The 23715-nt window shown below is 72.1% G+C and carries 22 protein-coding genes; 7 read left to right on the top strand and 15 right to left on the bottom strand.

The window, feature by feature from the left end:
• Positions 1 to 31: 31 nt before the first annotated feature.
• From HS99_RS11695 to HS99_RS11665, 7 genes are all read right to left on the bottom strand, one after another.
• Positions 32 to 478, bottom strand: coding sequence for a GtrA family protein (locus tag HS99_RS11695; RefSeq protein WP_050366731.1), 447 nt, complete (start codon positions 476 to 478; stop codon positions 32 to 34).
• The gene (locus HS99_RS11690; protein ID WP_037828681.1) at positions 475 to 1434 is read right to left on the bottom strand and encodes a glycosyltransferase family 2 protein; all 960 of its coding nucleotides are present in this window, start codon (positions 1432 to 1434) and stop codon (positions 475 to 477) included. The genes HS99_RS11695 and HS99_RS11690 overlap by 4 nt, the downstream gene beginning before the upstream one ends.
• Before the next feature lie 191 nt (positions 1435 to 1625).
• Entirely contained in the window at positions 1626 to 2819 is a 1194-nt protein-coding gene (tuf, locus tag HS99_RS11685) for an elongation factor Tu (RefSeq protein ID WP_030280743.1), read from the bottom strand.
• Positions 2820 to 3015: 196 nt separating this feature from the next.
• Positions 3016 to 5121 carry an elongation factor G gene (gene fusA / locus HS99_RS11680; protein WP_030280740.1) on the bottom strand — a complete coding sequence of 702 codons (2106 nt, stop codon included), beginning with the start codon at positions 5119 to 5121 and terminating at the stop codon, positions 3016 to 3018.
• Positions 5122 to 5160: 39 nt separating this feature from the next.
• A complete protein-coding gene (gene rpsG, locus HS99_RS11675) occupies positions 5161 to 5631 on the bottom strand; it encodes a 30S ribosomal protein S7 (RefSeq protein ID WP_030055803.1) in 471 nt (156 codons plus the stop codon).
• Positions 5632 to 5633: 2 nt separating this feature from the next.
• A complete protein-coding gene (rpsL, locus tag HS99_RS11670; protein ID WP_014144289.1) occupies positions 5634 to 6005 on the bottom strand; it encodes a 30S ribosomal protein S12 in 372 nt (123 codons plus the stop codon).
• A 429-nt stretch (positions 6006 to 6434) separates the two neighbouring features.
• Positions 6435 to 6974: a DUF1707 and DUF4190 domain-containing protein gene (locus tag HS99_RS11665; protein ID WP_305953110.1), complete on the bottom strand. Its 540-nt coding sequence runs from the start codon at positions 6972 to 6974 to the stop codon at positions 6435 to 6437.
• A 215-nt stretch (positions 6975 to 7189) separates the two neighbouring features.
• Here HS99_RS11665 and HS99_RS11660 point away from each other — a divergent pair, with 215 nt between their 5' ends.
• From HS99_RS11660 to HS99_RS11650, 3 genes are all read left to right on the top strand, one after another.
• Positions 7190 to 7999: an ABC transporter ATP-binding protein gene (locus HS99_RS11660; RefSeq protein WP_030553963.1), complete on the top strand. Its 810-nt coding sequence runs from the start codon at positions 7190 to 7192 to the stop codon at positions 7997 to 7999.
• A complete protein-coding gene (locus tag HS99_RS11655; RefSeq protein ID WP_030553965.1) occupies positions 7996 to 9630 on the top strand; it encodes a hypothetical protein in 1635 nt (544 codons plus the stop codon). Before HS99_RS11660 ends, HS99_RS11655 begins: the two co-directional genes overlap by 4 nt.
• Before the next feature lie 83 nt (positions 9631 to 9713).
• On the top strand, positions 9714 to 10988 hold the full coding sequence (locus HS99_RS11650) for a DUF2786 domain-containing protein (protein WP_046385841.1): 1275 nt from the start codon (positions 9714 to 9716) through the stop codon (positions 10986 to 10988).
• Positions 10989 to 11074: 86 nt separating this feature from the next.
• On the opposite strand, the gene HS99_RS11645 is transcribed toward HS99_RS11650, so the two are convergent.
• Positions 11075 to 11743: a zinc ribbon domain-containing protein gene (locus tag HS99_RS11645; protein ID WP_167344904.1), complete on the bottom strand. Its 669-nt coding sequence runs from the start codon at positions 11741 to 11743 to the stop codon at positions 11075 to 11077.
• A gap of 137 nt (positions 11744 to 11880) precedes the next feature.
• On the opposite strand from HS99_RS11645, the gene HS99_RS11640 reads away from it, so the two are divergent.
• Positions 11881 to 12993, top strand: coding sequence for an ADP-ribosylglycohydrolase family protein (locus tag HS99_RS11640; protein ID WP_037828677.1), 1113 nt, complete (start codon positions 11881 to 11883; stop codon positions 12991 to 12993).
• Positions 12994 to 13011: 18 nt separating this feature from the next.
• On the opposite strand, the gene HS99_RS11635 is transcribed toward HS99_RS11640, so the two are convergent.
• Positions 13012 to 14319, bottom strand: a complete 1308-nt coding sequence (locus tag HS99_RS11635) for a serpin family protein (protein WP_050366730.1) — start codon at positions 14317 to 14319, stop codon at positions 13012 to 13014.
• A gap of 246 nt (positions 14320 to 14565) precedes the next feature.
• Here HS99_RS11635 and HS99_RS11630 point away from each other — a divergent pair, with 246 nt between their 5' ends.
• A complete protein-coding gene (locus tag HS99_RS11630; protein WP_078958628.1) occupies positions 14566 to 14877 on the top strand; it encodes a hypothetical protein in 312 nt (103 codons plus the stop codon).
• A gap of 70 nt (positions 14878 to 14947) precedes the next feature.
• Here HS99_RS11630 and HS99_RS11625 read toward each other — a convergent pair whose 3' ends face one another.
• From HS99_RS11625 to HS99_RS11615, 3 genes are all read right to left on the bottom strand, one after another.
• Positions 14948 to 15946 (bottom strand): ADP-ribosylglycohydrolase family protein, encoded by a 999-nt coding sequence (locus HS99_RS11625; RefSeq protein ID WP_030280720.1) that lies wholly within the window; start codon positions 15944 to 15946, stop codon positions 14948 to 14950.
• Between the two features lie 22 nt (positions 15947 to 15968).
• The gene (locus tag HS99_RS11620) at positions 15969 to 17183 is read right to left on the bottom strand and encodes a cytochrome P450 (protein WP_030280718.1); all 1215 of its coding nucleotides are present in this window, start codon (positions 17181 to 17183) and stop codon (positions 15969 to 15971) included.
• A 91-nt stretch (positions 17184 to 17274) separates the two neighbouring features.
• Entirely contained in the window at positions 17275 to 18015 is a 741-nt protein-coding gene (locus HS99_RS11615) for an SIR2 family NAD-dependent protein deacylase (protein WP_030280716.1), read from the bottom strand.
• 112 nt (positions 18016 to 18127) lie between these two features.
• On the opposite strand from HS99_RS11615, the gene HS99_RS11610 reads away from it, so the two are divergent.
• Positions 18128 to 19192 carry an ATP-binding protein gene (locus HS99_RS11610; RefSeq protein ID WP_030280713.1) on the top strand — a complete coding sequence of 355 codons (1065 nt, stop codon included), beginning with the start codon at positions 18128 to 18130 and terminating at the stop codon, positions 19190 to 19192.
• On the top strand, positions 19189 to 20988 hold the full coding sequence (locus tag HS99_RS11605; protein WP_030280711.1) for a vWA domain-containing protein: 1800 nt from the start codon (positions 19189 to 19191) through the stop codon (positions 20986 to 20988). The genes HS99_RS11610 and HS99_RS11605 overlap by 4 nt, the downstream gene beginning before the upstream one ends.
• Positions 20989 to 21079: 91 nt before the next feature.
• On the opposite strand, the gene HS99_RS11600 is transcribed toward HS99_RS11605, so the two are convergent.
• From HS99_RS11600 to HS99_RS11590, 3 genes are all read right to left on the bottom strand, one after another.
• Positions 21080 to 21691, bottom strand: a complete 612-nt coding sequence (locus HS99_RS11600) for a hypothetical protein (protein WP_030280709.1) — start codon at positions 21689 to 21691, stop codon at positions 21080 to 21082.
• 151 nt (positions 21692 to 21842) lie between these two features.
• Positions 21843 to 22523, bottom strand: a complete 681-nt coding sequence (locus HS99_RS11595; protein WP_030280704.1) for a response regulator — start codon at positions 22521 to 22523, stop codon at positions 21843 to 21845.
• On the bottom strand, positions 22520 to 23707 hold the full coding sequence (locus tag HS99_RS11590) for a sensor histidine kinase (RefSeq protein ID WP_030597233.1): 1188 nt from the start codon (positions 23705 to 23707) through the stop codon (positions 22520 to 22522). The genes HS99_RS11595 and HS99_RS11590 overlap by 4 nt, the downstream gene beginning before the upstream one ends.
• Positions 23708 to 23715: the final 8 nt, after the last annotated feature.

The following is a 23715-nucleotide window of genomic DNA, read 5'->3' as shown; positions in this document are numbered from 1 at the left end:
GCGAACGGACCGTCCACCAACGGTCGGGGTTTCAGGACCCGGACGGTCCGGACTCCCGGCCGCGGAACACCCAGACCTTCAACAGCACGAACCTGGCCACCGTGGCCAGCCCGTTGGCGAGGATCAGCCCGCCGACCTCCACCGGCCTGGAGGCGTGCGGCACCACCCGGTCCAGCAGGGCGAGCACCCCGGAGCTGAGGCCGAGCCCGATCAGGAAGGCCACCGCGCCCTGCAGCTGGTGGCGGACCATCCCCTGGGAGCCGACCACCCCGAAGGTGAAGCGGCGATTGGCCGCCGTGTTGGCCACCGCGCTGACGGCCAGGGCGATCAGGTTGGCCGTCTGCGGGTCGGTGAACCACCGCGCGACGACGAACAGCCCCAGGTAGAAGACGGTGCTCAGGACGCCGATGACCAGGAAGGACGGCAGCTGGCGGCGCGGCCCCGGGGTGGGAGCGGCGGGTTCGCCGGTCAGTGTCACCGGCCCCGGCCCCGCTCGTCGTCCTCGGCCGAGTCGTAACCGACGAAGTAGGTCGGACGGGCCTGCACCGCGGAGTAGATCCGGCCGACGTACTCCCCCAGCAGCCCGACGCAGATCAGCTGCACGCCGCCGAGGAACAGCATCCCGATGAACAGCGAGGACCAGCCGGGCACCGTCGACCCGAGCGCGTACGCGACGGTGGCGTGGATCGCCAGCCCTATGCAGACCACGAAGCTGACCAGGCCGAGGTAGGTGGCCAGCCGCAGCGGGGCGGCGGAGAAGTTGGTGATGCTGTCCAGCGCGAGCCGCACCATCTTGGACAGCGGGTAGTGGGTGCCGCCGGCCACCCGCTCCTCGCGGACATAGACCACCTCGCCGCTGGGGAAGCCGAGCCACGGCACCAGCAGCCGGTAGACCGGCTGGTGCTCGGGCAGCTGCTTGAGGGCGTCCACCGCGTTGCGGCTGAGCAGCCGGAAGTCGCCGGCCTGGTTGGGCATCCGCTTGCCGACCAGCTTGCGCATCAGCCAGTAGTAGGCGCCGGCCGTCCGGCGCTTGAACGCGGTGTCGGTGCCGCGGTCCCCGCGTACCCCGTAGACCACGTCGAGGCCCTGCTCGCGGGCCAGTTCGAGCATCTCGGGGATCTTCTCCGGCGGGTCCTGGAGGTCGGCGTCGATGCTGACCACGTAGTCGCCGAGCGCCCGGTGGATGCCCGCGGTGAGCGCGGCCTGGTGGCCGGAGTTGCGGGCGAAGCGGACGATGCGGAACTCCGGCCAGTCCTGCCGGATCTTCTGCATCAGCACGGGTGTGGCGTCCCGGCTGCCGTCGTCCACTCCGACGACCTCGTAGTCGATGCCCAGGCCGTCCAGGATCGGACGCAGCCGCTCGACGGTCAGCGGGAGCGCCTCCTGCTCGTTGTAGATCGGCATCACGACCGACAACAGCGGTGCCGTAGACATGCGTTGGGTCCCACTTTCCGCGACGGCGGGGGCTGGATGGTCAGCCGACCATAACAGTCGGCCATGAGCTGCCCGTGAGAGCGAGTGCGCCCAGGTGAGCGCCGGGTTGGACGCCGAAGGGCCCCACGCACCGCGAGGTGCGTGGGGCCCTTCGGACGAGCCTGACGGGGCAGGCAGGTCAGAGCGTCGAATTACTTGACGATCTTGGTGACCTGGCCGGCGCCGACGGTACGGCCACCCTCACGGATGGCGAACTTCAGGCCCTCCTCCATGGCGACGGGCTGGATCAGCGCGACGGTCATGGCGGTGTTGTCGCCCGGCATGACCATCTCGGTGCCCTCGGGGAGGGTCACGACGCCGGTCACGTCCGTGGTACGGAAGTAGAACTGCGGGCGGTAGTTGTTGAAGAACGGGGTGTGGCGGCCACCCTCGTCCTTCGACAGGATGTAGGCCTGGGCCTCGAAGTCGGTGTGCGGGGTAACCGAACCCGGCTTGATGATGACCTGGCCGCGCTCGACGTCCTCGCGCTTGATGCCACGGAGCAGCAGACCGACGTTCTCACCGGCCTGGCCCTCGTCGAGCAGCTTGCGGAACATCTCGATGCCGGTGACCGTGGTGGTGGTCTTCTCGGTCTTGATGCCGATGATGTCGACGGTCTCGTTGACCTTGAGGATGCCGCGCTCGATACGACCGGTGACGACGGTGCCACGACCGGTGATCGTGAAGACGTCCTCGATCGGCATCAGGAACGGCTGGTCCACGGCGCGGGCCGGGGTGGGGATGTTCTCGTCGACCGCGTGCATGAGGCCGAGGAGCTTCTCGCCCCACTCCTTGTCGCCCTCGAGGGCCTTCAGGGCGGAGACGCGGACGACCGGCAGGTCGTCGCCCGGGAACTCGTACTCCGAGAGGAGCTCGCGGACCTCGAGCTCGACGAGCTCCAGGATCTCCTCGTCGTCCACCATGTCGGCCTTGTTCAGGGCGACGACGATGTACGGAACGCCGACCTGGCGGGCCAGGAGGACGTGCTCCTTGGTCTGCGGCATCGGGCCGTCGGTGGCGGCGACCACCAGGATGGCGCCGTCCATCTGGGCGGCACCGGTGATCATGTTCTTGATGTAGTCAGCGTGACCCGGGCAGTCGACGTGGGCGTAGTGACGCGCCTCGGTCTGGTACTCGACGTGCGCGATCGAGATGGTGATACCGCGCTGACGCTCCTCCGGGGCCTTGTCGATCTGGTCGAACGGCGTGAAGGGGTTGATCTCCGGGTACGCGTCGTGCAGCACCTTGGTGATGGCCGCGGTCAGCGTGGTCTTGCCGTGGTCGATGTGACCGATGGTGCCGATGTTGACGTGGGGCTTCGTCCGCTCGAACTTCGCCTTGGCCACTGAGTCCTCCTGAGGACAGTTCCTGTACGCCGTGCTGACGTCAGTTGGTCTTTGATACGGGCCCGGCCCGGGTGCCCGGGGCACCTCGCGCCGTCCCGTGGGTGGGGGGCCGGAGGGCCCGGGAGGATCCGGACGGATCCTCCCGGGTCGCCTCCTAATAGCCTAAGGGGTGTGAATCATCCCGAATATCGGGACGTCACTCGCCCTTCGACTTGGCGATGATCTCCTCAGCCACGGCCTTGGGGACCTCGGCGTACGAGTCGAACTGCATCGAGTAGCTCGCGCGACCAGAGGTCTTGCTGCGCAGGTCACCGACGTAGCCGAACATCTCGGAGAGGGGCACCAGCGCCGTGACGACGCGGGCACCGTGACGCTCGTCCATGGACCGGATCTGGCCACGGCGAGAGTTGATGTCGCCGATCACGTCGCCCATGTAGTCCTCGGGCGTGGTGACCTCGACGGCCATCATCGGCTCGAGGAGGACCGGCTTGGCCTTCCGCGCGCCTTCCTTGAAGGCCATCGAACCGGCGATCTTGAACGCGAGCTCGGAGGAGTCGACGTCGTGCGACTGGCCGTCGAGCAGCTTCACGCGGACGCCCTGGAGCGGGTAGCCGGCGAGGACACCGAACTCCATGGCCTCCTGGCAACCGGCGTCGACCGACGGGATGTACTCGCGCGGGACGCGGCCACCGGTGACCAGGTTGACGAACTCGTAGCCCTCGGCCTGCTCGAGCGGCTCGATCGCGATCTGCACCTTGGCGAACTGACCGGAACCACCGGTCTGCTTCTTGTGGGTGTAGTCGATGCGCTCGACGGCCTGACGGATCGTCTCGCGGTATGCGACCTGCGGCTTGCCGACGTTGGCCTCGACCTTGAACTCACGGCGCATACGGTCGACGAGCACCTCGAGGTGCAGCTCGCCCATACCCGCGATGATGGTCTGGCCGGTCTCCTCGTCCGTGTTGACCTGGAAGGACGGGTCCTCCTCGGCGAGACGCTGGATGGCGACACCCAGCTTCTCCTGGTCACCCTTGGACTTGGGCTCGATGGCGACGCGGATGACCGGGGCCGGGAAGTCCATGGACTCCAGGATGACCGGGTTCTTCTCGTCGGCCAGCGTCTCACCGGTGGTGGTCTGCTTCAGGCCCATGACGGCGACGATGTCGCCGGCGCCCACCGACTCGATCTCCTCACGCTTGTTCGCGTGCATGCGGTAGATCTTGCCGATGCGCTCCTTCTTGCCCTTGACGGCGTTCAGCACCGAGGTGCCGGACTCCAGGCGGCCGGAGTAGATCCGGACGAAGGTGAGCTTGCCCAGGTGCGGGTCGGACATGATCTTGAACGCCAGCGCGGCCAGCGGCTCGTCGTCCGAGGCCTTGCGGGAGATCTTGGTGTCCGGGTCGTTGGGCTTGGTGCCCTCGATGGACTCGATGTCCAGCGGCGACGGCAGGTACTTGACGACCGCGTCGAGCAGGGGCTGAACGCCCTTGTTCTTGAAGGCGGTGCCGCAGAAGATCGGGGTGAAGTCCGAGTTCAGGGTGCCCTTGCGGATCGCGTCCTGCAGCAGCTCGACCGGGATCTCGGCCTCTTCGAGGGCGAGCTCCATGATCTCGTCGCTGACGTTCGACACGGTGTCGATCAGCTGGGTACGGTACTCGTCCGCCTGCTCCTGCAGCTCGGCCGGGATGTCGACGACGTCGTACATCTCGCCCTTGGCGGCCTCGGCCGACCAGACCAGAGCCTTCATGCGGACCAGGTCGACGACGCCCTGGAAGTCCGCCTCGGCACCGATCGGCAGCTGCATCACCAGCGGGGTGGCGCCGAGGCGCTCCACGATGGTGTCGACGCAGAAGAAGAAGTTCGCGCCCGTGCGGTCCAGCTTGTTGATGAAGCAGATCCGCGGGACGCCGTAGCGGTCAGCCTGCCGCCACACGGTCTCGGACTGGGGCTCGACACCGGCGACACCGTCGAACACCGTGACGGCACCGTCGAGGACGCGCAGCGAGCGCTCCACCTCGACGGTGAAGTCGACGTGACCCGGGGTGTCGATGATGTTGATGGTGTTGTCGACGCCGTCGACCGTCCAGTGGCAGGTCGTCGCGGCCGACGTGATCGTGATGCCGCGCTCCTGCTCCTGCTCCATCCAGTCCATGGTGGCAGCGCCGTCGTGGACTTCACCGATCTTGTACGAGACACCGGTGTAGAACAGGATCCGCTCGGTGGTGGTGGTCTTGCCCGCGTCGATGTGCGCCATGATCCCGATGTTGCGGACCCTGGCGAGGTCAAGGGAGGTTGCAGCCATGGTGGCTCGTTCTCTCTCTGTCTAGTGACGGGGTACGGACTACCAGCGGTAGTGCGCGAAGGCCTTGTTGGACTCGGCCATCTTGTGGGTGTCCTCGCGACGCTTCACGGAAGCGCCCAGGCCGTTGCTGGCGTCGAGGATCTCGTTCATCAGGCGCTCGGTCATGGTCTTCTCGCGACGGGCGCGCGAGTAACCGACCATCCAGCGCAGCGCCAGGGTGCTGGCGCGGCCCGGACGGACCTCGACCGGAACCTGGTAGGTCGCGCCACCGACACGGCGGGACTTGACCTCGAGGGCCGGCTTGACGTTCTCCAGCGCACGCTTCAGCGTGACGACCGGGTCCGAGCCGGTCTTCTCACGGACGCCCTCGAGGGCGCCGTACACGATCCGCTCGGCGGTGGAGCGCTTGCCGTGCAGCAGGATCTTGTTGACCAGCTGGGTGACGACCGGGGAGCCGTAGACCGGGTCGATGATGACCGGGCGCTTCGGGGCGGGGCCCTTACGAGGCATTCTTACTTCTCCTTCTTGGCGCCGTAGCGGCTGCGGGCCTGCTTGCGGTTCTTGACACCCTGGGTGTCGAGCGAACCGCGGATGATCTTGTAGCGGACACCAGGAAGGTCCTTCACACGACCACCGCGAACCAGCACGATGGAGTGCTCCTGCAGGTTGTGGCCCTCGCCCGGGATGTAAGCGGTGACCTCGATCCCGCTGGTGAGGCGCACACGGGCGACCTTGCGGAGAGCCGAGTTCGGCTTCTTCGGGGTGGTCGTGTACACACGCGTGCAGACCCCACGGCGCTGCGGGGAACCCTTCAGCGCGGGAGTCTTGTTCTTCTCGACCTTGTCCTGCCGGCCCTTTCGGACCAGCTGCTGGATCGTAGGCACCGTTTCTCCGTTTTCTGTGTGCCAAGGCTTGGTGGAACTAACCTGCGGTGTCTCCCTCGCACACGACCCCGTGGTCGACCCACGCGGTCGGGTGTGTTGGGCTCTTCCGTCACGGAATCCCATGGCTGATGTACAGCGACGGCGCTCTACGCGCGGTGCGCTGGAGGGCGCTCCGGCTCGGCGCGGCGACCGGTGTGCATGCACGCACAAGGACCCGGGGACACCCCAGGCACAAGGTCAGAGCGTACCTAGCGCATGGGGCTCGGTCAAAACAAATGCAACGCCGCAGGTCGCGGCCTCCGCCCGGGTGTCGCCCCGGTGTCCCGTACGCGACCGGCCGGTGTCGGACCGCCCTCCACCCGCTCTACCACAGTCGCCGGGTGCCCGCCAGCGGAGCGGCGGACGGGGCGGCGGCGGGAGCAGCGGACGCTACGCGATGGCCAGCAAGAACATCAAGGACCAGAAGGCGGCGCCCAGGTAGCCGAGCACCAGGCCGAGGACGGCCGCCCAGTCGCCGTCCATGTTGCGCTCGCGGATCTGGGACCGGGCGGTGTGGCCGGTGATCAGCGCGGGCACCACCGGCAGCACCAGGAAGCCGGTGAGGCCGCACACCAGGGAGACCACCGCCAGCACGTTGGTGGGCCGGGCCTGCGGTACCGGCGGCGGCACCAGGAAGGTCGCCGGAACCGCCTGCGCGGACTGCAGCGGCGCCGCCATCGGCCCGCTCGGCAGGTCCGCCACCAGCGCGGCCAGTTCGCCGTAGGTCACCGCCCGGGCCGCGGCCTCGTGGCGCTGCTCGTACTCCTGGACGGACAGCCGCCCCTCCGCGAACCCGGCCTTCAGCACGTCCACCGTCCGGTCCCGGTCCGCGTGGCTCGCCCGCATCGCCGCCTGAGGCGGCGGACCGGACTGCCAGCCGGCGGCCTGCCGATGGGCAGGACCGGGCTCACCCCACGGTTGAACGGACATCCGCCACCTCCCCGGCAGCGCGGCACCCCGCGCGCTCACTGCTCCTCATAGTGCAGGACGAACAAGGGAACTGAGTAGTTGCGGGATCGGACCGGCGGCCACGCTCAGGGGATGCTCAAAGCGGGCGACAGCCCGTTCGGGCAGTGCCAGGCTGGGCCCGGAGCGTCCGTTCGACCACCCGTTCGTCCACCCACGACCACAGACAGAAGGCCGCCATGCAGGCGTCAGCACCGTCGCCCTCCGAACCCGCCCCCTCGGCCGTCAGCATCCAGGAGCTGTGGAAGCATTTCGGCAGCCAGGCCGCCGTGGCCGGGCTCAGCCTGGAACTGCCCGCCGGGGCGTTCATCGGCCTGGTCGGGCCGAACGGCGCGGGCAAGACCACCACGCTGTCCATGGTCACCGGCCTGCTCCGGCCCGACCAGGGCACCGTGCTGGTGCACGGCACCGACGTGTGGGCCGACCCGGTCACGGTCAAGGCCCGGATCGGCATCCTCCCCGAGGGCCTGCGGATGTTCGAGCGGCTCAGCGGGCGCGAACTGCTCCAGTACACCGGCCGCCTGCGCGGGCTGCCCGCCACCGAGGTGGACCGCCGCACCGAGGAGCTGCTGGCCGTCCTGGACCTCGCCCGGGACGCCGACAAGCTGGTCGCCGACTACTCCACCGGCATGCGCAAGAAGGTCGGCCTGGCCGCCGCACTGCTGCACAACCCCGACGTGCTGTTCCTGGACGAGCCCTTCGAGGGCGTCGACCCGGTCTCCGCCCAGACCATCCGCGGCGTGCTCAAGCGGTACGCGGCGGCCGGCTCCACGGTGGTCTTCTCCAGCCACGTGATGGAACTGGTCGAGCAGCTCTGCGACTGGGTCGCCGTGGTAAACGCGGGCCGGGTGATCGCCCAGGGGCCGCTGGACTCCGTCCGCGGCGGGCGCAGCCTGCACGAGGCCTTCCTAGAGCTGATCGGCGTCCGCGAGGACGACGGCCAGGCGCTCGGCTGGCTCGGCGGCGGGCACTCCGGGAGCGCCCGGTGACCGGGGCGGCGGTGCCCGACGGGCGCACGGTGCCCGACGGGCGCACGGTGGTGCGCGGCCTGGTCGCGCTCAAGCTGCGGCTGCTGCGCAACGGGCTGCGCCGCAGCCCCGGCCGGACCGCGGTGTACGTCGTCGGCGGTGTCCTCGGCCTGGTCGTCGCGGGCTTCACGGCCCTCGGCATGGCGGTGCTCAACGGGCGCTACGCCGGGTCCGGGGACACCGGGGTGGTGCTGCTCGGCGTGCTCACCCTGGGCTGGGCGGCGCTGCCGCTGTTCCTGTTCTCCAGCGACGAGAGCGCCGACCCGACCAGGCTCACCATGCTGCCGCTGCGGCCCGGCCCGCTGCTGCGCGGCTCACTGCTGGCCTCGCTGATCGGGCCCGGTCCGCTGATCAGCCTGGTGCTGGTGACCGGCGCGGTGCTGTCCGGCGCGGTGGGCGGCTCCTCGGCCGCGGCCGCGGTGGTCGGGGTGCCGCTCGCGCTGCTCTGCCTGGTCACGCTCTCCCGTGCGGTCGCGGCCGGGAACGCCCGGATGCTCTCCAGCCGGCGCGGCAAGGACTTCGCGATCTTCGGCGGGCTGGCCTTCGCCCTGCTCGTCCAGGCCGCCAACGTCGGCTCGCAGAGCATCTTCGGCCGGCAGCACGGCAAGGACATCGACCTCAGCCCGCTGAGGCCGATCGCCGCGGTGCTGCGCTGGATCCCGCCGATCAGCGCGGCGGACGCCCCGCGCACCGTCGGCGAGGGCCACTACGCGTTCGGGCTGCTCCAGCTGGCCGCGGCCGGCGCGCTGCTCGTCCTGCTGCTGCGCTGGTGGCGCGGCAGCCTGCAGGAGCTGATGGTCACCGCCGACGCCTCCACCGTGGAGGTGGCGCGCGGGGTGCAGAACACCGGCGGCTGGCGCTTCCTGCCCGAGGGCCGTACCGGCGCGGTGATGCAGCGCCACCTGCGGTACGCCTGGCGCGAGCCGCGGGCCAAGGCCGCGCTGTTCACCAGCGTCGGGATGACGCTGGTGATCTGCGTGCTGTCGGTGGTCCAGGGCTGGTCGAGCGTCTACCTGCTGGCGATGACCGGGACCTTCCTCGGACTGCAGATGCTCAACCTGTTCGGCATGGACGGCTCGGCGTTCTGGATGGTCGCCGCCACCCTGCGCACCCCGGCCGATGCCCGGGACGAGCTGCGCGGCCGGGCGTACGCGGTGCTGTCGTACGCCGTCCCGGTCGCGGTGGTGCTCGGGCTGGTGCTGGCCGCCGTCACCGGCGACTGGGCCGGACTGCCGTCCGCGGTCGGCCTGGCGGTGGCGGTGCTCGGCTGCGGCATCGCGCTCGGCTCGGTGTTCAGCGTGCTGGCGCCCTACACCATGCCGGCCGACAGCAATCCGATGCGCAACGCCGCCCCCGGGCAGGGCGGGCTGATCCTGCTCAACCAGTTCGGCTCGATGATCGGTGTCGCGGTGCTCGCCCTGCCGGTCGGCGGCTACCTGTTCTGGGCGCTCGCTTCGGACGGACCGACCTGGCCGCTGCTGCTGCTCGGCCCGCTGTACGGCGGCCTGGTCGCCACCCTGGGCATCCGGCTGGCGGCCGCCCGGCTGCTGGAGCGGATCCCGGAGATCATGGCCAAGGCCATCGAACGGTAGGTCCTGCTCCCGGGCCGCCCGCCCGGCCCCTCCGGCATCATGGGCCGGAGGGGCCGAACCGTCGAGGAGAGCAGGGACACACCGTGGGCAAGCGCGCGCAGCAGGGCGACGGGAACGCCGGGCCGCTGCTGGAGCAGGCGGTGCGGTCGGTGCTCACCGCCCCCGAGGAGGGGCTGGACCTCGCCCTGGACACCGGGGCCTCGCTGCTGGCCGCCTCGGCCGGGCAGTGGCCGGCGGTCAGCCGGGCGCTGCTGGGGTACGCGGACACCGCGGTGGGCCGCTGCTGGTCGGCCGGGTGGCGCCCGGCGGACCTGGTGCGGGTGGTGCGGCGCGGGCTGAAGCCGGTCCACCTGGCGCTCGCGGTGGACCTGATCGCCGCCGAGGCCCGCCGCCACCCCGCCGCGGGCCTGGACCGGCGTTGGCTGGAGCAGCTGCGCGAGCTGGAGGCCGAGGTGTGGTGGCCGTCCGACGAGCAGTACCTCGGGGCCTTCGCCCACCGGCACCGGCTGGACCGCTTCGCGCTCGCCACCGCCGTCCTGGAGCTGCTGCGCAGCTGGGGCCGGCTGCCCCCGATCGCGCCGGTCGGCCCCGCGCCCGGCGCGTCCACGGCGGCGCGTCGCCCCACCGGTCCGGTGACCGGCGAGCCGCGGATGCTGGCCCGGATCCGGGCGCTGCTGGCCAAGGCCGAGTCCACCGAGTACCCGGAGGAGGCCGAGGCGCTGACCGCCAAGGCCCAGCAGCTGATGGCCCAGCACAGCATCGACGAGGCGCTGGTGGCCGCCGCCGCGGCCGACCGGAACACCCCGGCGGCGCTGCGGATCGGCGTGGACAACCCGTACGAGGGCCCCAAGACGATGCTGCTGGACGCCGTCGCGGCGGCGAACCGGTGCCGCGTGGTGTGGGCGAAGGAGTTCGGCTTCTGCACCGTGATCGGCTTCGACGGCGACCTGGACGGCGTCGAACTGCTCTACACCTCGCTGCTGGTGCAGGCCACCCACGCGCTCAACAAGGCCGGCTCCGGCAAGGACTCGCGCAGCAAGGCGTTCCGGCAGTCCTTCCTGGTCGCGTACGCGGCGCGGATCCGCGAACGGCTGACCGCCGCCACCGAGCGGACCACCACCGCCGCCGCGGCCGGCCGCCACCTGCGCGAGGACGGCACCGAGGAGCAGCTGCTGCCCGACGCACGGCTGCTGCCCGCACTGGCCGCCCGCTCGGCGGCGGTGGACGAGGAGGTCGGCCGGCTGTTCCCGAAGCTGGTCTCGCAGCGGGTCCGGGTCAGCGACGGCGAGGGCTGGGCCGCCGGGCGGGCCGCGGCCGACCGCGCCGCCCTGCACGGGCGGGGCGAGATCCACAACTGACGGCCCGCCTGATAGAAACGACCCGCCACGAACGAAGGGGGATTCGACTTGACTCCTCCCCCGCTCGGGGGCGGGGGATTCCTGGCTCACGCTGCCGCGACGTCCGGCGGACGCTGTGGTCTTCCACGATCGACACCAACCGGGTTGAGACCAGCCCGGACGAGCATCACACGCGCGGAGTTCTTGTCCCTGGGGGACGAGACTCCGCACGCGGTGCACGTATAGATCCGTTCGGAGAGGGGGAGGCGGTGCTTGGCTCTCACACCGCAGTGCGCGCAGTCCATCGTGGTGTGCGCGGGGTTGACCAGGTAAACGGTCCGACCGTGCTTGCGGGCCTGCTCGACCAGCGCCGCTTTGGTCGCGCCGATGGCGGCGTCGGCGGCCTTGCGGGCCATCGTGGTACGGCCGAGGAACGTCGGCCGGAAGCCCTCCACTGCCAGCGCCTTGGCGCGGGACTTCGCGAAGTCCCGGACGGTCTGCTGCTGCGGGACCGACGCCCCCTCACGCAGCCACGTCATCGCCCCGCGCGCCTGCGTCAGGAGCTTGTCCAAGTCGGCCGGTCCGCAGCTGCGCTTCGCCTCCGGATCGGCCCGGTTGTGCGGGTGGACCTTACGCGACATGTGCACGCATTCGTTCCACACCCACCGGCACCTACCCCACTCCGCACCCAGCAGCACGGACGCGGTCGACGACACACGCAGGCGGTAGGTGTACCGGGTGTGCCCGGCGTCCTCCGCAACCTGCCGCATCGTCATGACCCACAAGCTAGCCGACCCCACTGACAACGAGAGGGATCAGTACAGATGCGCAGAGAACTCCACCGCTTCGCAGCTCCGCTCCAAGCACCCATTCCCCTCCCAGCTGAAGCCGGGAGCACCCTGGGAGAAATCCGGTGACGGAGTCGGCGGCGGAGTCGGGATACCGGGACCGGGTGCGCGGTGCGCTGCTCGGCGGCGCCATCGGTGACGCGCTGGGCTGGCCGGTGGAGTTCCAGCAACTGCACCAGATCCAGGACCGGTTCGGGCCTCAGGGCGTGACCTCGCTGCCGGCCGGGAGCGGCCCGGTCGAGGTCACCGACGACACCCAGATGACGCTGTTCACCGCCGAGGGCCTGATCCGCGGCTTCGTCCGCGGCTGGACGGGCGGCGGCGGCTCGGTGCCGGAGGCGGTGCACGGCGCGTACCGGCGCTGGCTGCGGACCCAGTACCAGAGCGCGCCGGACACCGAGCCGCAGCCCCGCCCGTATGACGGCTGGCTGCTGAGCCGGTCGTTCCTGTACGCGCGGCGGGCGCCGGGCAACGCCTGCCTGAGCGGGGTGTCCGAGCACCCGGAGTTCGAGGCGCCGTCCGCGATCGGACGGCCCGGGCCGATCAACCCGGGCTCCAAGGGCTGCGGCACGGTGATGCGCTCGGCGCCGTTCGGGCTGGCCCGGCTCGGCGTGGAGCAGTCCTTCGGGCTGGCCGTGCAGTGCGCCCAGCTCACCCACGGGCACCCGACCGGCTACCTCGCGGCCGGCGCCTTCGCGGCACTGGTCGAGCGGCTGGCGGCCGGGACCGAGCCGTGGGCGGCGGTCGGTGAGACGGTGGAGCAGATCCGCGAGCTGCCGAGCTCCAAGGAGACCGTCCAGGCACTGGCCCGGGCGGTGCGGCTGGCCCAGGAGGCCGAGCCGGTGGCGGAGACGGTGGAGCGGGTCGGGCTCGGCTGGATCGCCGAGGAGTGCCTGGCCATCGCCGTGTACTCGCTGCTGGCGGCCACCCTCGACCCCGACCCGGTGCGCACCGCGCTGCTGCTGTCGGTCAACCACTCCGGGGACAGCGACTCCGCCGGCGCGGTCTGCGGCAACCTGGTCGGGGCCGCGTACGGCGCCTCGGCCCTGCCCGGCGAGTGGGTGCGGGCGATCGAGGGCCGGGCCGAGCTGCTGACGGTCGCGGACGACCTGCTGGTGCTGTTCGGTAGCCGCGACCCGGCCCACCCGGCGCTCGGCGGGCGCTACCCGGCCTGGTGAACAGCCTCGTGAGCGGCCCTACTTCGCCTGCGGGTCGGTGACCTGGCCGAGGAACAGCGGCCGGCCGGTGGAGGTGTCCCGGACCAGGAACAGGAACGGCCGGTCGATGTGCAGCTGGGCGGGATCGCGCGGAGCGGGCGCCGCCCCGGCGACGATCCCGACGCCGCTGCCGGCCGCCGCGACCGTGCCCTCCTCGTCGACCTGGACGGTGGCCTTCTGGACGACCGTGCTGACGGCGAGCGGCTCCTTGGCGATGCCGCTGAGGTCGGCGTGGTCGAAGACCGAGTGGACGCCGAGCGAACGCAGCGCGGCGGTGAGCTCGTTGGACGTGTCGAAGTGGAAGCGCGGCAGCTGCAGGTCGACGGGCCGCTCGGCGAGGGCGCCGAGGATCCGGTCGAGCTGGGGCTGGTCCAGTCCCTTGGTGAAGGCCGCGAAGCCGCCCTGCGCGGGGACGATCAGGTCCATCGCCAGGTTGCCGTCCGCGTAAGGGAGTTCGACGGCCTGCCAGGGCTCTCCGACGATCCCGCCGGAGCCGTCGGCGTACTTGAACCCGCCGGTCTGGCTCATCGTCGAGACGTTCGACACGGTGCCGTCGAGCTTGTGGAACGGGCGGTCTTCGGTGTTCGAGGACTTGAACTCGGAGGCCCACTTGGCCTTGAGGTAGAGCGCGTCGGTGAGGACCAGCCGGGTGTCCGGGTTGATCGTCTTCGGGGCGAAGAGGTCCTTGACCCGGCCCTCGGTGGCCTTCTCCACGGCCGCGTTGACCGCCTTGCGGCTGCCTTCGGGGTCCTTCTTGAAGTCGGTGGTGTGCACCCCGGCGTCGAAGGCGGCCGCGAGCGTGGCCAGGTAGTCGGGCTCGACCGGGAAGCCCTGCTGCGTCCAGACCTCGTCGGCCTGGTGCAGGGTGAGCCGGTCGCCGTTCTTCGTCCGCTGGTCGAGCGCGCCGACGGCGAGCGCGTACTGCTTCGGGTCGAGTCCGGTGTGCAGGGCCTTGGCGAGTTCGTCGGCGGTCGCGCCGCGCGCCCCGGGCATCAGCATCCCGAGCACGGTGGCCAGCCCGACGGGCGAGACCACCGTGTTGCGCCCGGCACCGTCCGGCGTCGTGGTGAGAGCGTGCAGGAGGTCGAGCCCGAAGGCGTCGGTGGCCTGCGCGGCGGCGGTCACCTGGGCCGGGTCCACGGCGGGCCGGCTGGCCGGCGCGGAGGCCTTCAGCTCGGTGCCGGTGGCGGCCCCGGTGCTGCCGCAGCCGCTGAGCAGCGGCGCGGCGAGCACGGCGGCGAGGAGCACGGCGGCGCGACGACGGTTTCCGGTGCGGCTGTTCGTCATGGCCCTTCGACGCGGCACCCCGCGATCGGGTTCCGCCTCGGCTACCGAACCACAGGAATCTGACCGCTTCGCCAGTCATCGAGCCGCTTACGGATGCTGGTGACCATGGGTAGCGCGTCCACCTCGTCCGGGTGGAACCAGGCGACTTCGAAGGACTCGTCCGAGGTCCGGAGGGCGCCACCGACAGCCCGTCCCAGGAGACAGATGGATCGTTTGGGCTCTGATGGGCCCGGAAGGTGGTACACGATGAGGCTCGTGGATGCGTCCGTGGAGGCTGCGCCGCACCCGTTCCCCGTAGTGGTGGAGGTCAAGGGGCTCACGGGGCCCGCGCAATTCTCCAAGCTCTCGGACGCGCTGTCGGCGCTCCTCGCCTCGCTGCGGGCGCTGCCGCTCACCGTCGAGCAACTCGACTACTTCGACGAGCTGTTCGGGCCGGACTCCGCGCAGCGCATCGGCCACCGGCTCGCGACGTACGGCGAGGTGCGGTCGCTGGCGTTCCTCGGCCTGACGCCCCACCTGGTCAAGCTGTACCCGGCCGACCCCGGATCACCCCGGTGAAGCGGCGCCGACGGCGGCCCGGCCGCGCTGTTCCGGCGGATCTTCGGCCGCGAGACCGGGCCTTGACCACTCAGTCCCAGAGGGCGCCGAACTCAAGCAGTTCGTCCCGGTGTTCGATCCGCTCGACCCACTCCTCCGGCCAGACCGCCTCGCCGTGGTACGCGCCGGCGAAGGCGCCGGTCAGGCAGGCGAGGGAGTCGGAGTCGCCGCTGGAGTAGGCGGCCCGGCGGACGGCGGCCACCGGGTCGTCGGGCAGCAGCAGGAAGCAGAGCAAGCCGGTGCCGAAGGCCTCCTCGGCGACCCAGCCCTCGCCGGTGGCCAGGCAGGGGTCGGCTTCCAGGTCCGGTGCGGCGAGCGCGGCCTGCAGCTGGTCGAGGACCTTGAGGCAGTCGTCCCAGCCGCGGGCGAGCACGGCCTGCGGGGAGGCGCCGTACCAGCGCGCGGCGAGGTCGCCGAGCCAGAACTCGTCGTAGCGCTCGCGGCTCGCCAGCGCGTACGCCCGCAGCACCGCGGGCAGTCCGGCGGGCGGGACTCCCTCGGCGAGCTTCCGGACGGCGTAGGCGGTGAGGTCGCTGGCGGCGAGGGCGGTCGGGTGGCCGTGGGTGAGCGCGGACTGCAGCTGGGCGGCGCCGGAGAGCTGCCGGGCGTCCAGCTCGCGGATGAGCCCGATCGGGGCGACCCGCATGTTGGCGCCGCAGCCCTTGGAGCCGACGTCGCTGGCCTGCTGCCAGCGGTACTTCTCGTGGCTGAGCCGCTCGCAGGCGCGCAGGCAGGTCATGCCGGGGGCGCGGTTGTTCTCCGGCGAGCGCCACCAGTCGACGAACTCCTCGCGGACCGGCCGCTCCAGGCGCAACGGGGTCAGGGTCCCGCGCGAGAGGGCGGTGCGCAGGCCGCGGGCGAGGGCGAGCGTCATCTGGGTGTCGTCGGTGACCAACGCCTTCTCCGGCAGCGGGAGCCGCCGCCAGTCGGGCTCGACGGCGGCGATCTCCTCGACGCTCTTGAACTCGGTCACCCGGCCGATCGCGTCGCCGATCGCCAGTCCCAGCAGCGCCCCTGTCGCCTTGCCCACGGCGGTTCCCCCCTCTTCGTGGTCAGACCTCGACCAGCAGTTCCTTGAGCCCTCGGATCACGTAGCCCGGGTTCCACTCGGGCTCGCGGACCAGCCGCAGGCCCGGGGCCCGACGCAGCAGCGCGCCGAAGGACTCGGTGAGCTCCAGTCTGGCAAGCGGCGCGCCCAGGCAGAAGTGGATTCCGGCGCCGAAGGTGATGTGCGGGTTGTCGGTGCGGCCGAGGTCGAGGCGGTCGGGGTCGGCGAAGCGCTCCGGGTCGCGGTTGGCGGAGCCGAAGAGCAGGGCGATCTCCGCGCCGCGCGGGACGGTGACGCCGCGAACCTCGATGTCCTCCAGCACCCAGCGCTCGAACATCTGCAGCGGGGTGTCCCAGCGCATCAGTTCCTCGACGGCGGTGGGCAGCAGCCCGTCCACGTCGCCGCGCAGCCGGGCGAGTTCGCCGGGGTTGCGGAACAGTGCCCACCAGCCGTTGCCGGTGGTGTTGACGGTCGCCTCGTGGCCGGCGTTGAGCAGTAGCACGCAGGTGGAGACCATCTCCTGCTCGCTGAGCGCGTCGGAGCCCTCCTGGGCCTGGATCAGCGCGCTGATCAGGTCCTCACCCGGGTTCGCCCGGCGCTCGCGGATCAGGGCGCGCAGGTAGTCGGAGAACTCGGTGCTCGCGGTAACGGCGCGGCGGGCGACCTCCTCGCTCGGGTTGAGCTCGAACATCCCGGTGATGTCGGCCGACCAGGGGCGCAGCAGATGCCGGTCCCCCTCCGGCACGCCGAGCATCTCGGCGATCACGGCGACCGGCAGCGGCTCGGCGACGGCGGCGATCAGGTCTCCGCCGCCGGCCGCGAGCAGCCCGTCGACCAGTTCGCCCGCGAGGCGCTGGACGGTGGGCCGCAGCCCCTCGACCATGCGCGGGGTGAAGGCCTTGGAGACCAGGCGGCGGATCCGTGTGTGGTCGGGCGCCTCCAGGTCGAGCAACCCGTGGTCGTTGAGGGTGTGGAAGGGCTCGTGCGCCGGGTCGGGCTCGGGGCGGCCGAACTCCTGGTGGCTGAACCGGTGGGTGTAGGTGCGGCCGAGCCGCCGATCGCGCAGCAGGGCGCTGACGTCCTCGTGGCGCGAGACGAGCCACTGGTTCGTCGGCTCGTGGTACGTCACCGGCGCGTGCTCGCGCAGTTCGGCGTACACGTCGTACGGGTGGGCCACGAACGCCGCCGACCAGGGGTCGAACTTCGCCGTCGTCGTCATCGCTCGATCACTCCAGGCCGTGAGGGGGGAGCCGGAAGGATCATCGTACGCACGCGGTGCGTCCCTTCTAAGACCCTTCCGGCCCCTGTTCTCAGGCCCGTTCCCGCACCAGCCGTCGCACCAGCTCCGGCAGCGCGGTGGAGATCGGCTCCCGGATCACCTCGGCCGCCGCCTCGTCGTACGGGGTCGGCTCGGCGTTCACGATGATCAGCTTCGCCCCGGTCTCCACCGCGATGAGCGGCAGCCCGGCCACCGGGAACACCTGGAGGCTGGTGCCCACCGCGACGAAGAGGTCGCAGGCCTTGGCGACCGCGTCGGCCTGCTGGAGCACCACCGGGTCCAGCGCCTCCCCGAACATCACCGTGCGCGGGCGCAGGATCCCCCCGCACTCGCGGCAGGCCGGATCCGGCTCCCCCGCCGCGACGCGGGCCAGCGCCTCGTCCATCGGTCCGACCACCCGGCAGCGCGCGCACTGCACCTCCCGTGCGGTGCCGTGCAGTTCGAACACCTTGCGGGCGGGCAGACCGGCCCGTTGGTGCAGCCCGTCCACGTTCTGGGTCAGCACCCGCAGAGGCAGGCCGGAGCGCTCGAGATCGACCAGCGCCCGGTGCCCGGCGTTCGGCTCGGCCGCCATCGCGCCGGCGTCACGGCGCATCAGCCAGGCCCGCTTCCGCACCTCCGGGTCGGCCAGGTAGGGCCCGATGGTCACGAGCTCCTGGGCCGACGGATCCCGCTGCCAAAGCCCCTGCGGGCCGCGGTAGTCGGGGATGCCGGAGTCGGTCGAGATGCCCGCGCCGGTGAGCACGGCGATCAGGGGACGCTTCGCGTTCATGCCCGGACGGTACGGCGGCCGACCAGCCCTCTGCCACCGAAAATCCGGGTGCGCCGTGTCAACTCCCGCCGCACACTGGGCCGGTCACCCAGCGTTTCCGTGAAGGAGCCCCGTGCAGGGAGCAGTCAGCGTCTCGCCCTCGCAGGTCCCCGAGCTTTTGCTCGGCCTGGCCACCGTCCGCCCCGTGTTCCTCTGGGGCGCTCCCGGGATCGGGAAGTCCTCCCTGGTCAGGGCGTTCGCCGAGTCGCTGGGACTGGAGTGCGTGAGCCTGGTCGGCACCCAGCTCGCCCCGGAGGACCTGATCGGCGTCCCGCAGCTCACCCCGGAGGGCCGCTCCCGGTTCTGCCCGCCCGAGCAGATCGCCCGCGACGAGCCGTACTGCCTGTTCCTGGACGAGCTCAACGCGGCCTCGCCGGACGTCCAGAAGGCCTTCTACTCGCTGATCCTGGACCGCCGGATCGGCTCGTACGAGCTGCCGCCCGGCTCGATCGTGATCGGCGCCGGGAACCGCGCCACCGATGGCGCGCTCGCCCGCCCGATGGCGTCCGCTCTGGTCAACCGCATGGTCCACGTCCACCTGCGGGCCAGCGCCGAGGACTGGCTGCGCTGGGCGGCCGGCGCCGGCATCCACCCCTGGATCGTCGACCACCTCACCGACCGGCCCGACCACCTGTGGTCCGCCCCGCCCAAGACCGAGGAGCCGTTCTCCACCCCGCGCGCCTGGCACATGCTCTCCGACGCGCTGCACTCCTTCGGCCCCGCCCTGGACGAGGAGACCCTCAAGGTCGTCACGTACGGGCTGCTCAGCGCGCAGCACGCGGTCGCCTTCTGCGGCTACGCGAAGATCGTCCGCAACTCCTACGGCCTGGAGGCGATCCTCAAGGGCGACGCCCGCTGGCCGCACCGGCTGGAGGACCGCGACCTGCTCTACTACCTGGCCGACGCCTTCCGCGGCCGCCTGGTCAAGGAGCTGCCCGCCCGCAAGGAGCACGCCTCCGGGGCGCAGCGGCAGACCGCCTTCCGGGCCAAGTCGCTGCTGGTGCAGCTGGCCGAGATCTCGGTGGAGGTCGCCCAGACGGTGATCGCCGACGGCGCGGACGGCAACCCGGTGCTGCCCTCCTGGTTCCTGATCGAGGCCGCCCGGGACATGCCCCGGCTGGTCGAGGCCCGCCGGTGAAGCCCTCCCCCGCGAAGCCGGCGGACCCGGGCGCCGAGTCCTTCGCCGAGGGCGTCCGGCTGCTGCGCCGCAACCCGGCCTTCGCCGCCCTGCGCGCCGACGTCTGCCGCACCCGGGACTGCACCACCGCCCCGCCGGACGGCTGGGCGGTGGTCGACTCCGACGGCACCGTGCACGTCAACCCGCGCCGCCGGGCCGAACCCGAGGAGTGGGCCTGGGTGCTGGCCCACTGCCTGCTGCACCTCGGCTTCGGCCACCTCCCGGCCGCCCGCGGCACCCGGGTCCAGCCCGACCCGCCCGCGGCCGCCGCCCGCTGCACCGTGGTCAACCGCTTCCTCGCCACCTTCCCGGTCGGCCGTGCCCCGGTCGCACTCCCCCAGGAGTACCCGGGCGGAGACGAGGAGGAGCTGGCCGCCCGCTGGCGCCGCGACGGCCTGCCGACGGCCGGCACCGCCGGGACGGCCGGAGCCGCCGGCTCCGGCGGCCGTGACCAGCTGCTGGTCGAGTGGCACGGCCACGGCCTGGTCCCCGAGGACTGGCAGGCGTCCTTCGCCGCCGCCCTCACCCGCACCATGTCGGCCGCGATGGACCGGGCCGGCGGCCGGATCGACGCCGACACCGGCGAGCGCCTGCCCGAGCGGCCGTGGACCAGGGCGCTCAACTGGTTCGTCTCCTCGTACCCGCTGCTCGGCGGCATCGCAGCCGGCCTCACCGTCGTGGCCGACGCCGAACTCGCCCGGGCGCACGACATCGCCGTCGCCGCGGTCAACGCCGAGGTCGGCGAGATCTACGTCAACCCGCTGCGCCACCACTCCGACGAGGAGTGGCGGTTCGTCCTCGGGCACGAGATCCTGCACGCCGCCCTGCGGCACGGCGAGCGCCGCGGCGGGCGGGACCCGTTCCTGTTCAACGTCGCCGCCGACTACGTCATCAACGGCTGGCTGCTGGAGATGGGCGTCGGCGAGATGCCCGACGGGCTGCTGCACGACCCGCAGTTCAAGGGCCTGTCCGCCGAGGAGGTGTACGACCGGATCGCCCGCGACCAGCGCCGGATCCGCCGCCTCGCCACCCTGGCCGGCAAGAACCGCCCGGACGTCCTCGGCGAACCGCTGGTGCGCGACCGGCGCACCTACGTGGACCTCGACGACTTCTACCGGCGCGGGCTGCAGCAGGGCTTCGAACTGCACCAGCGCGGACGCGGCCTGCTCCCGGCCGGACTGGTCGAGGAGATCCGCGCGCTCGCCCACCCGCCGCTGCCCTGGGACGCCCGACTGGCGCGCTGGTTCGACGAGTTCGTGCCGAGCCCGGAGCCGGTGCGCAGCTACTCCCGCCCGGCCCGCCGGCAGTCCGCCACCCCGGACATCCCCCGGGCCGGCCGCTACCGCCCCGAGGAGGAGGTCCCGCGCTGCACCTTCGGGGTCGTCCTGGACACCTCGGGCTCGATGGACCGGACGCTGCTCGGCAAGGCGCTCGGGGCGATCGCCTCGTACGCCGCCGCCCGGGACGTCCCGGCCGCCCGGGTGGTGCACTGCGACGCCGCCCCGCACGACGCCGGGTACCTCCCGGTCGAGGAGATCGCCGGGCGGCTCCGGGTGCACGGCCGGGGCGGCACCGTCCTCCAGCCGGGAATCGACCTGCTGGAGCGGGCCGAGGACTTCCCGCCCGGGGCACCCGTCCTGGTGATCACCGACGGCGAGTGCGACGTGCTGCGGGTGCGCCGCGAGCACGCCTTCCTCGTCCCGCGCGGCGCCGGGCTGCCGTTCACCCCGCGCGGGCCGGTGTTCCGGATGAGCTGACGGCCGACCGCCGGTCAGTCCGGAGCGGGTCGGGCCAGTGCCGGGCGGGCCGATCCCGGTCAGGCCCAACGCCGATCGAGCCCAACACCGGTCAGGCCAGTGCCGGGCGCAGGGCGGTGGCCGGGCGGGTCAACGGGGCGAGGGCGACCAGGTAGCAGGCCGCGGCGAGCGGGATGAAGGCCAGGTCGACGCCCGTGGCGAGGGTGCCGACCAGCATCAGCACCGGGCTCCACCAGGGCAGCGTCCGGCCCGCCCCCACCGAGGCGGCGACCAGCAGCGCCAGCAGGCCGACGTAGAACAGCAGCGGGCCGACCTGGTACACGGCCGGGAGCACCCCGGGGACGTCCTGGACCCGCCCGAACAGCCGCGACTGCTCCTCCTTGGTCGCCGAGACCACGCCGACGTACAGGTCGATCCCGATCTGCACCAGCGAGGCCAGCAGGCCCGCGAACGCCGTCCCCAGCGCGGCGTTCGCGGCCAGCTTCCCGGCCGTGGTGCCGCGCGGGGCGAGCAGGGCACGCAGGGCGAGCAGCACCGGGACGAACAGCAGCAGGCCGGCGAACATCGCGGTGTGCCCGGCGGTCCAGCCGAGGCCCGGCTGGCGGGAGCCGGGCACCAGGCGGATCCCGCCGTAGAGGGCCATCAGCGCGGGGGCTCCGACGGCGGCGTAGCCGGTGAGGCGGCTGTTCCGAGGGGCGTTCATGCGAGGTTCTCCCGTGTCCGGGGCCCGCGGACCACTGTCCGTGGCCGCTGGCCCGTGTCCGTTCCGACACCCCTGAGCCTTCCGTCCGGGCCCCTCGTCGCGGATCGCCCGTACCGGCTAACCCGGCCCCTCCCCCGTACGGGGGAGTTCCTCAGGACTCGCCCGCCACCACCGCCCCGGCCTCGTACGCGAACACCACGGCGTGCACCCGGTCGCGCAGCCCGAGCTTGCTCAGCACATTGCTGACGTGGGTCTTCACGGTGTGCTCGCTGACCACCAGCTCGGCCGCGATCTCCGCGTTGGACAGCCCGCGCGCGATCAGCCGCAGCGTCTCGTGCTCGCGCAGGGTCAGCTGTTCCAGCAGCTTGGACGGCGGCCGCACCGCCCGCTCGTGGCTGCCCGGCCGGCGGGCGGCGAACTCGCCGATCAGCCGCCTGGTCACCGAGGGCGCGAGCAGTGCCTCCCCCGAGGCGACCATCCGCACCCCGTGCGCCAGGTCGTCCCGTCGGACGTCCTTCAGCAGGAAGCCGCTGGCGCCCGCGTACAGCGCGTCGAAGACGTAGTCGTCGATGTCGAAGGTGGTCAGCATGATGACCTTGGTGGCCGGGAACTCCGCGCACACCCGGCGGGCCGCCTCCAGGCCGTCCATCACCGGCATCCGGACGTCCAGCAGCAGCACGTCCGGGTTGTGCGCCCGCACCGCCTCGACCGCCTCGGCGCCGTCGCAGGCCTCGGCCACCACCTCGATGTCCGGCTGGGCGTCCAGGATCATCCCGAACCCGGCCCGCACCAGCTCCTGGTCGTCCGCGACCACCACCCGTATCGGCGTCATCCGCCCACCCTCTCCACCACGCCCGCCGGCCCCAGCGGCAGCCGGGCACTCACCAGGAAACCCCTGCCCTCCGGCCCCGGACCGGCCTCGGCCCGGCCGCCGCAGGCCGCCGCCCGCTCGCGGATGCCGACCAGCCCGCGCCCGCCGGACCAGCCGGCCACCGTACGGTCGGCGGCCAGCGGCACCCCGCGGCCGTTGTCGGAGACCACCACCTCCAGCACCTCGCCGGAGCGCCGCACCCGGATCGCGGCCCGGTCGGCCCCGGAGTGCTTGACGGTGTTGGTCAGCGCCTCCTGCACGATCCGGAACGCGGCCGCCTCCACATCGGCGGGCAGCGCGCCCAGCCCGTCGGCGAGTTCGAGCTCGACCCCCAGGCCGGACCGGCGCACCCGCTCGACCACGTCCGCCAGTTCGGCCAGCCGGGGCTGCGGCGCCAGCTCCCGCCCCGCCTCCGGGTCCTTCAACACCCCGAGCACCCGCCGCAGTTGGACCATCGCATCACGGCCGGAGTCGGCGATGGTGTCGAAGGCGCGGATCGCCCGGTCCGGGTTGTCGCGCACCACCAGCGGCCCGGCCTCGGCCTGGATGACCATCAGCGAGACGGCGTGCGCCAGGATGTCGTGCATCTCCCGGGCGATCCGGGACCGCTCCTCGGCGACCGCCCGGGCCGCCTCGCTGGCCGCCCGCACCCCGGCCTCCCGCGCCCGCTCCGCCTCCACCCGGACCAACTGCCGCTGGGTGCGCACCAGGGCGCCGAAGACGAACGAGCCCGCCGAGGTGAGCACGCTGAACAGCGCGCCGTTCGGCGAATGGGTGCCGACCACGTTGCCGACGACCGTGACGGCCAGCACCGACCAACGCGCCCGGTCCGAACACCGCTCCGCCACCGTGTACAGGCCGAGGACACCGGCCAGCGGCACCTGGGCGTTCGCCGAGTGCGCCAGCACGGACAGCGTGATCTCGGCGGCGCTGTACAGCGCCAGCACGGTCAGTGGTGCCCTGCGCCGCCACGGCAGCGGCACCGCGGTGGCCACCGCCAACAGGTAGACCCACGTGGGCCAACGGGTGTCGTCGTTGTAGACCGCCCACACCGCGATCCCTGCCGACACCAGCGCCAGAGACGAGTCCAGCACGTACGGGCTCAGCCCGGCCGTCCATGTCCGCCAGCGCGCGACGCGCTCCACCGCCGTAC

It is taken from the genome of Kitasatospora aureofaciens (assembly GCF_001188955.3).
In the GTDB taxonomy this organism is placed as follows: domain Bacteria; phylum Actinomycetota; class Actinomycetes; order Streptomycetales; family Streptomycetaceae; genus Kitasatospora; species Kitasatospora aureofaciens.
The sequence above is the reverse complement of the archived record's forward strand: the minus strand, read 5'-3'. Positions and strand labels throughout refer to the sequence as shown.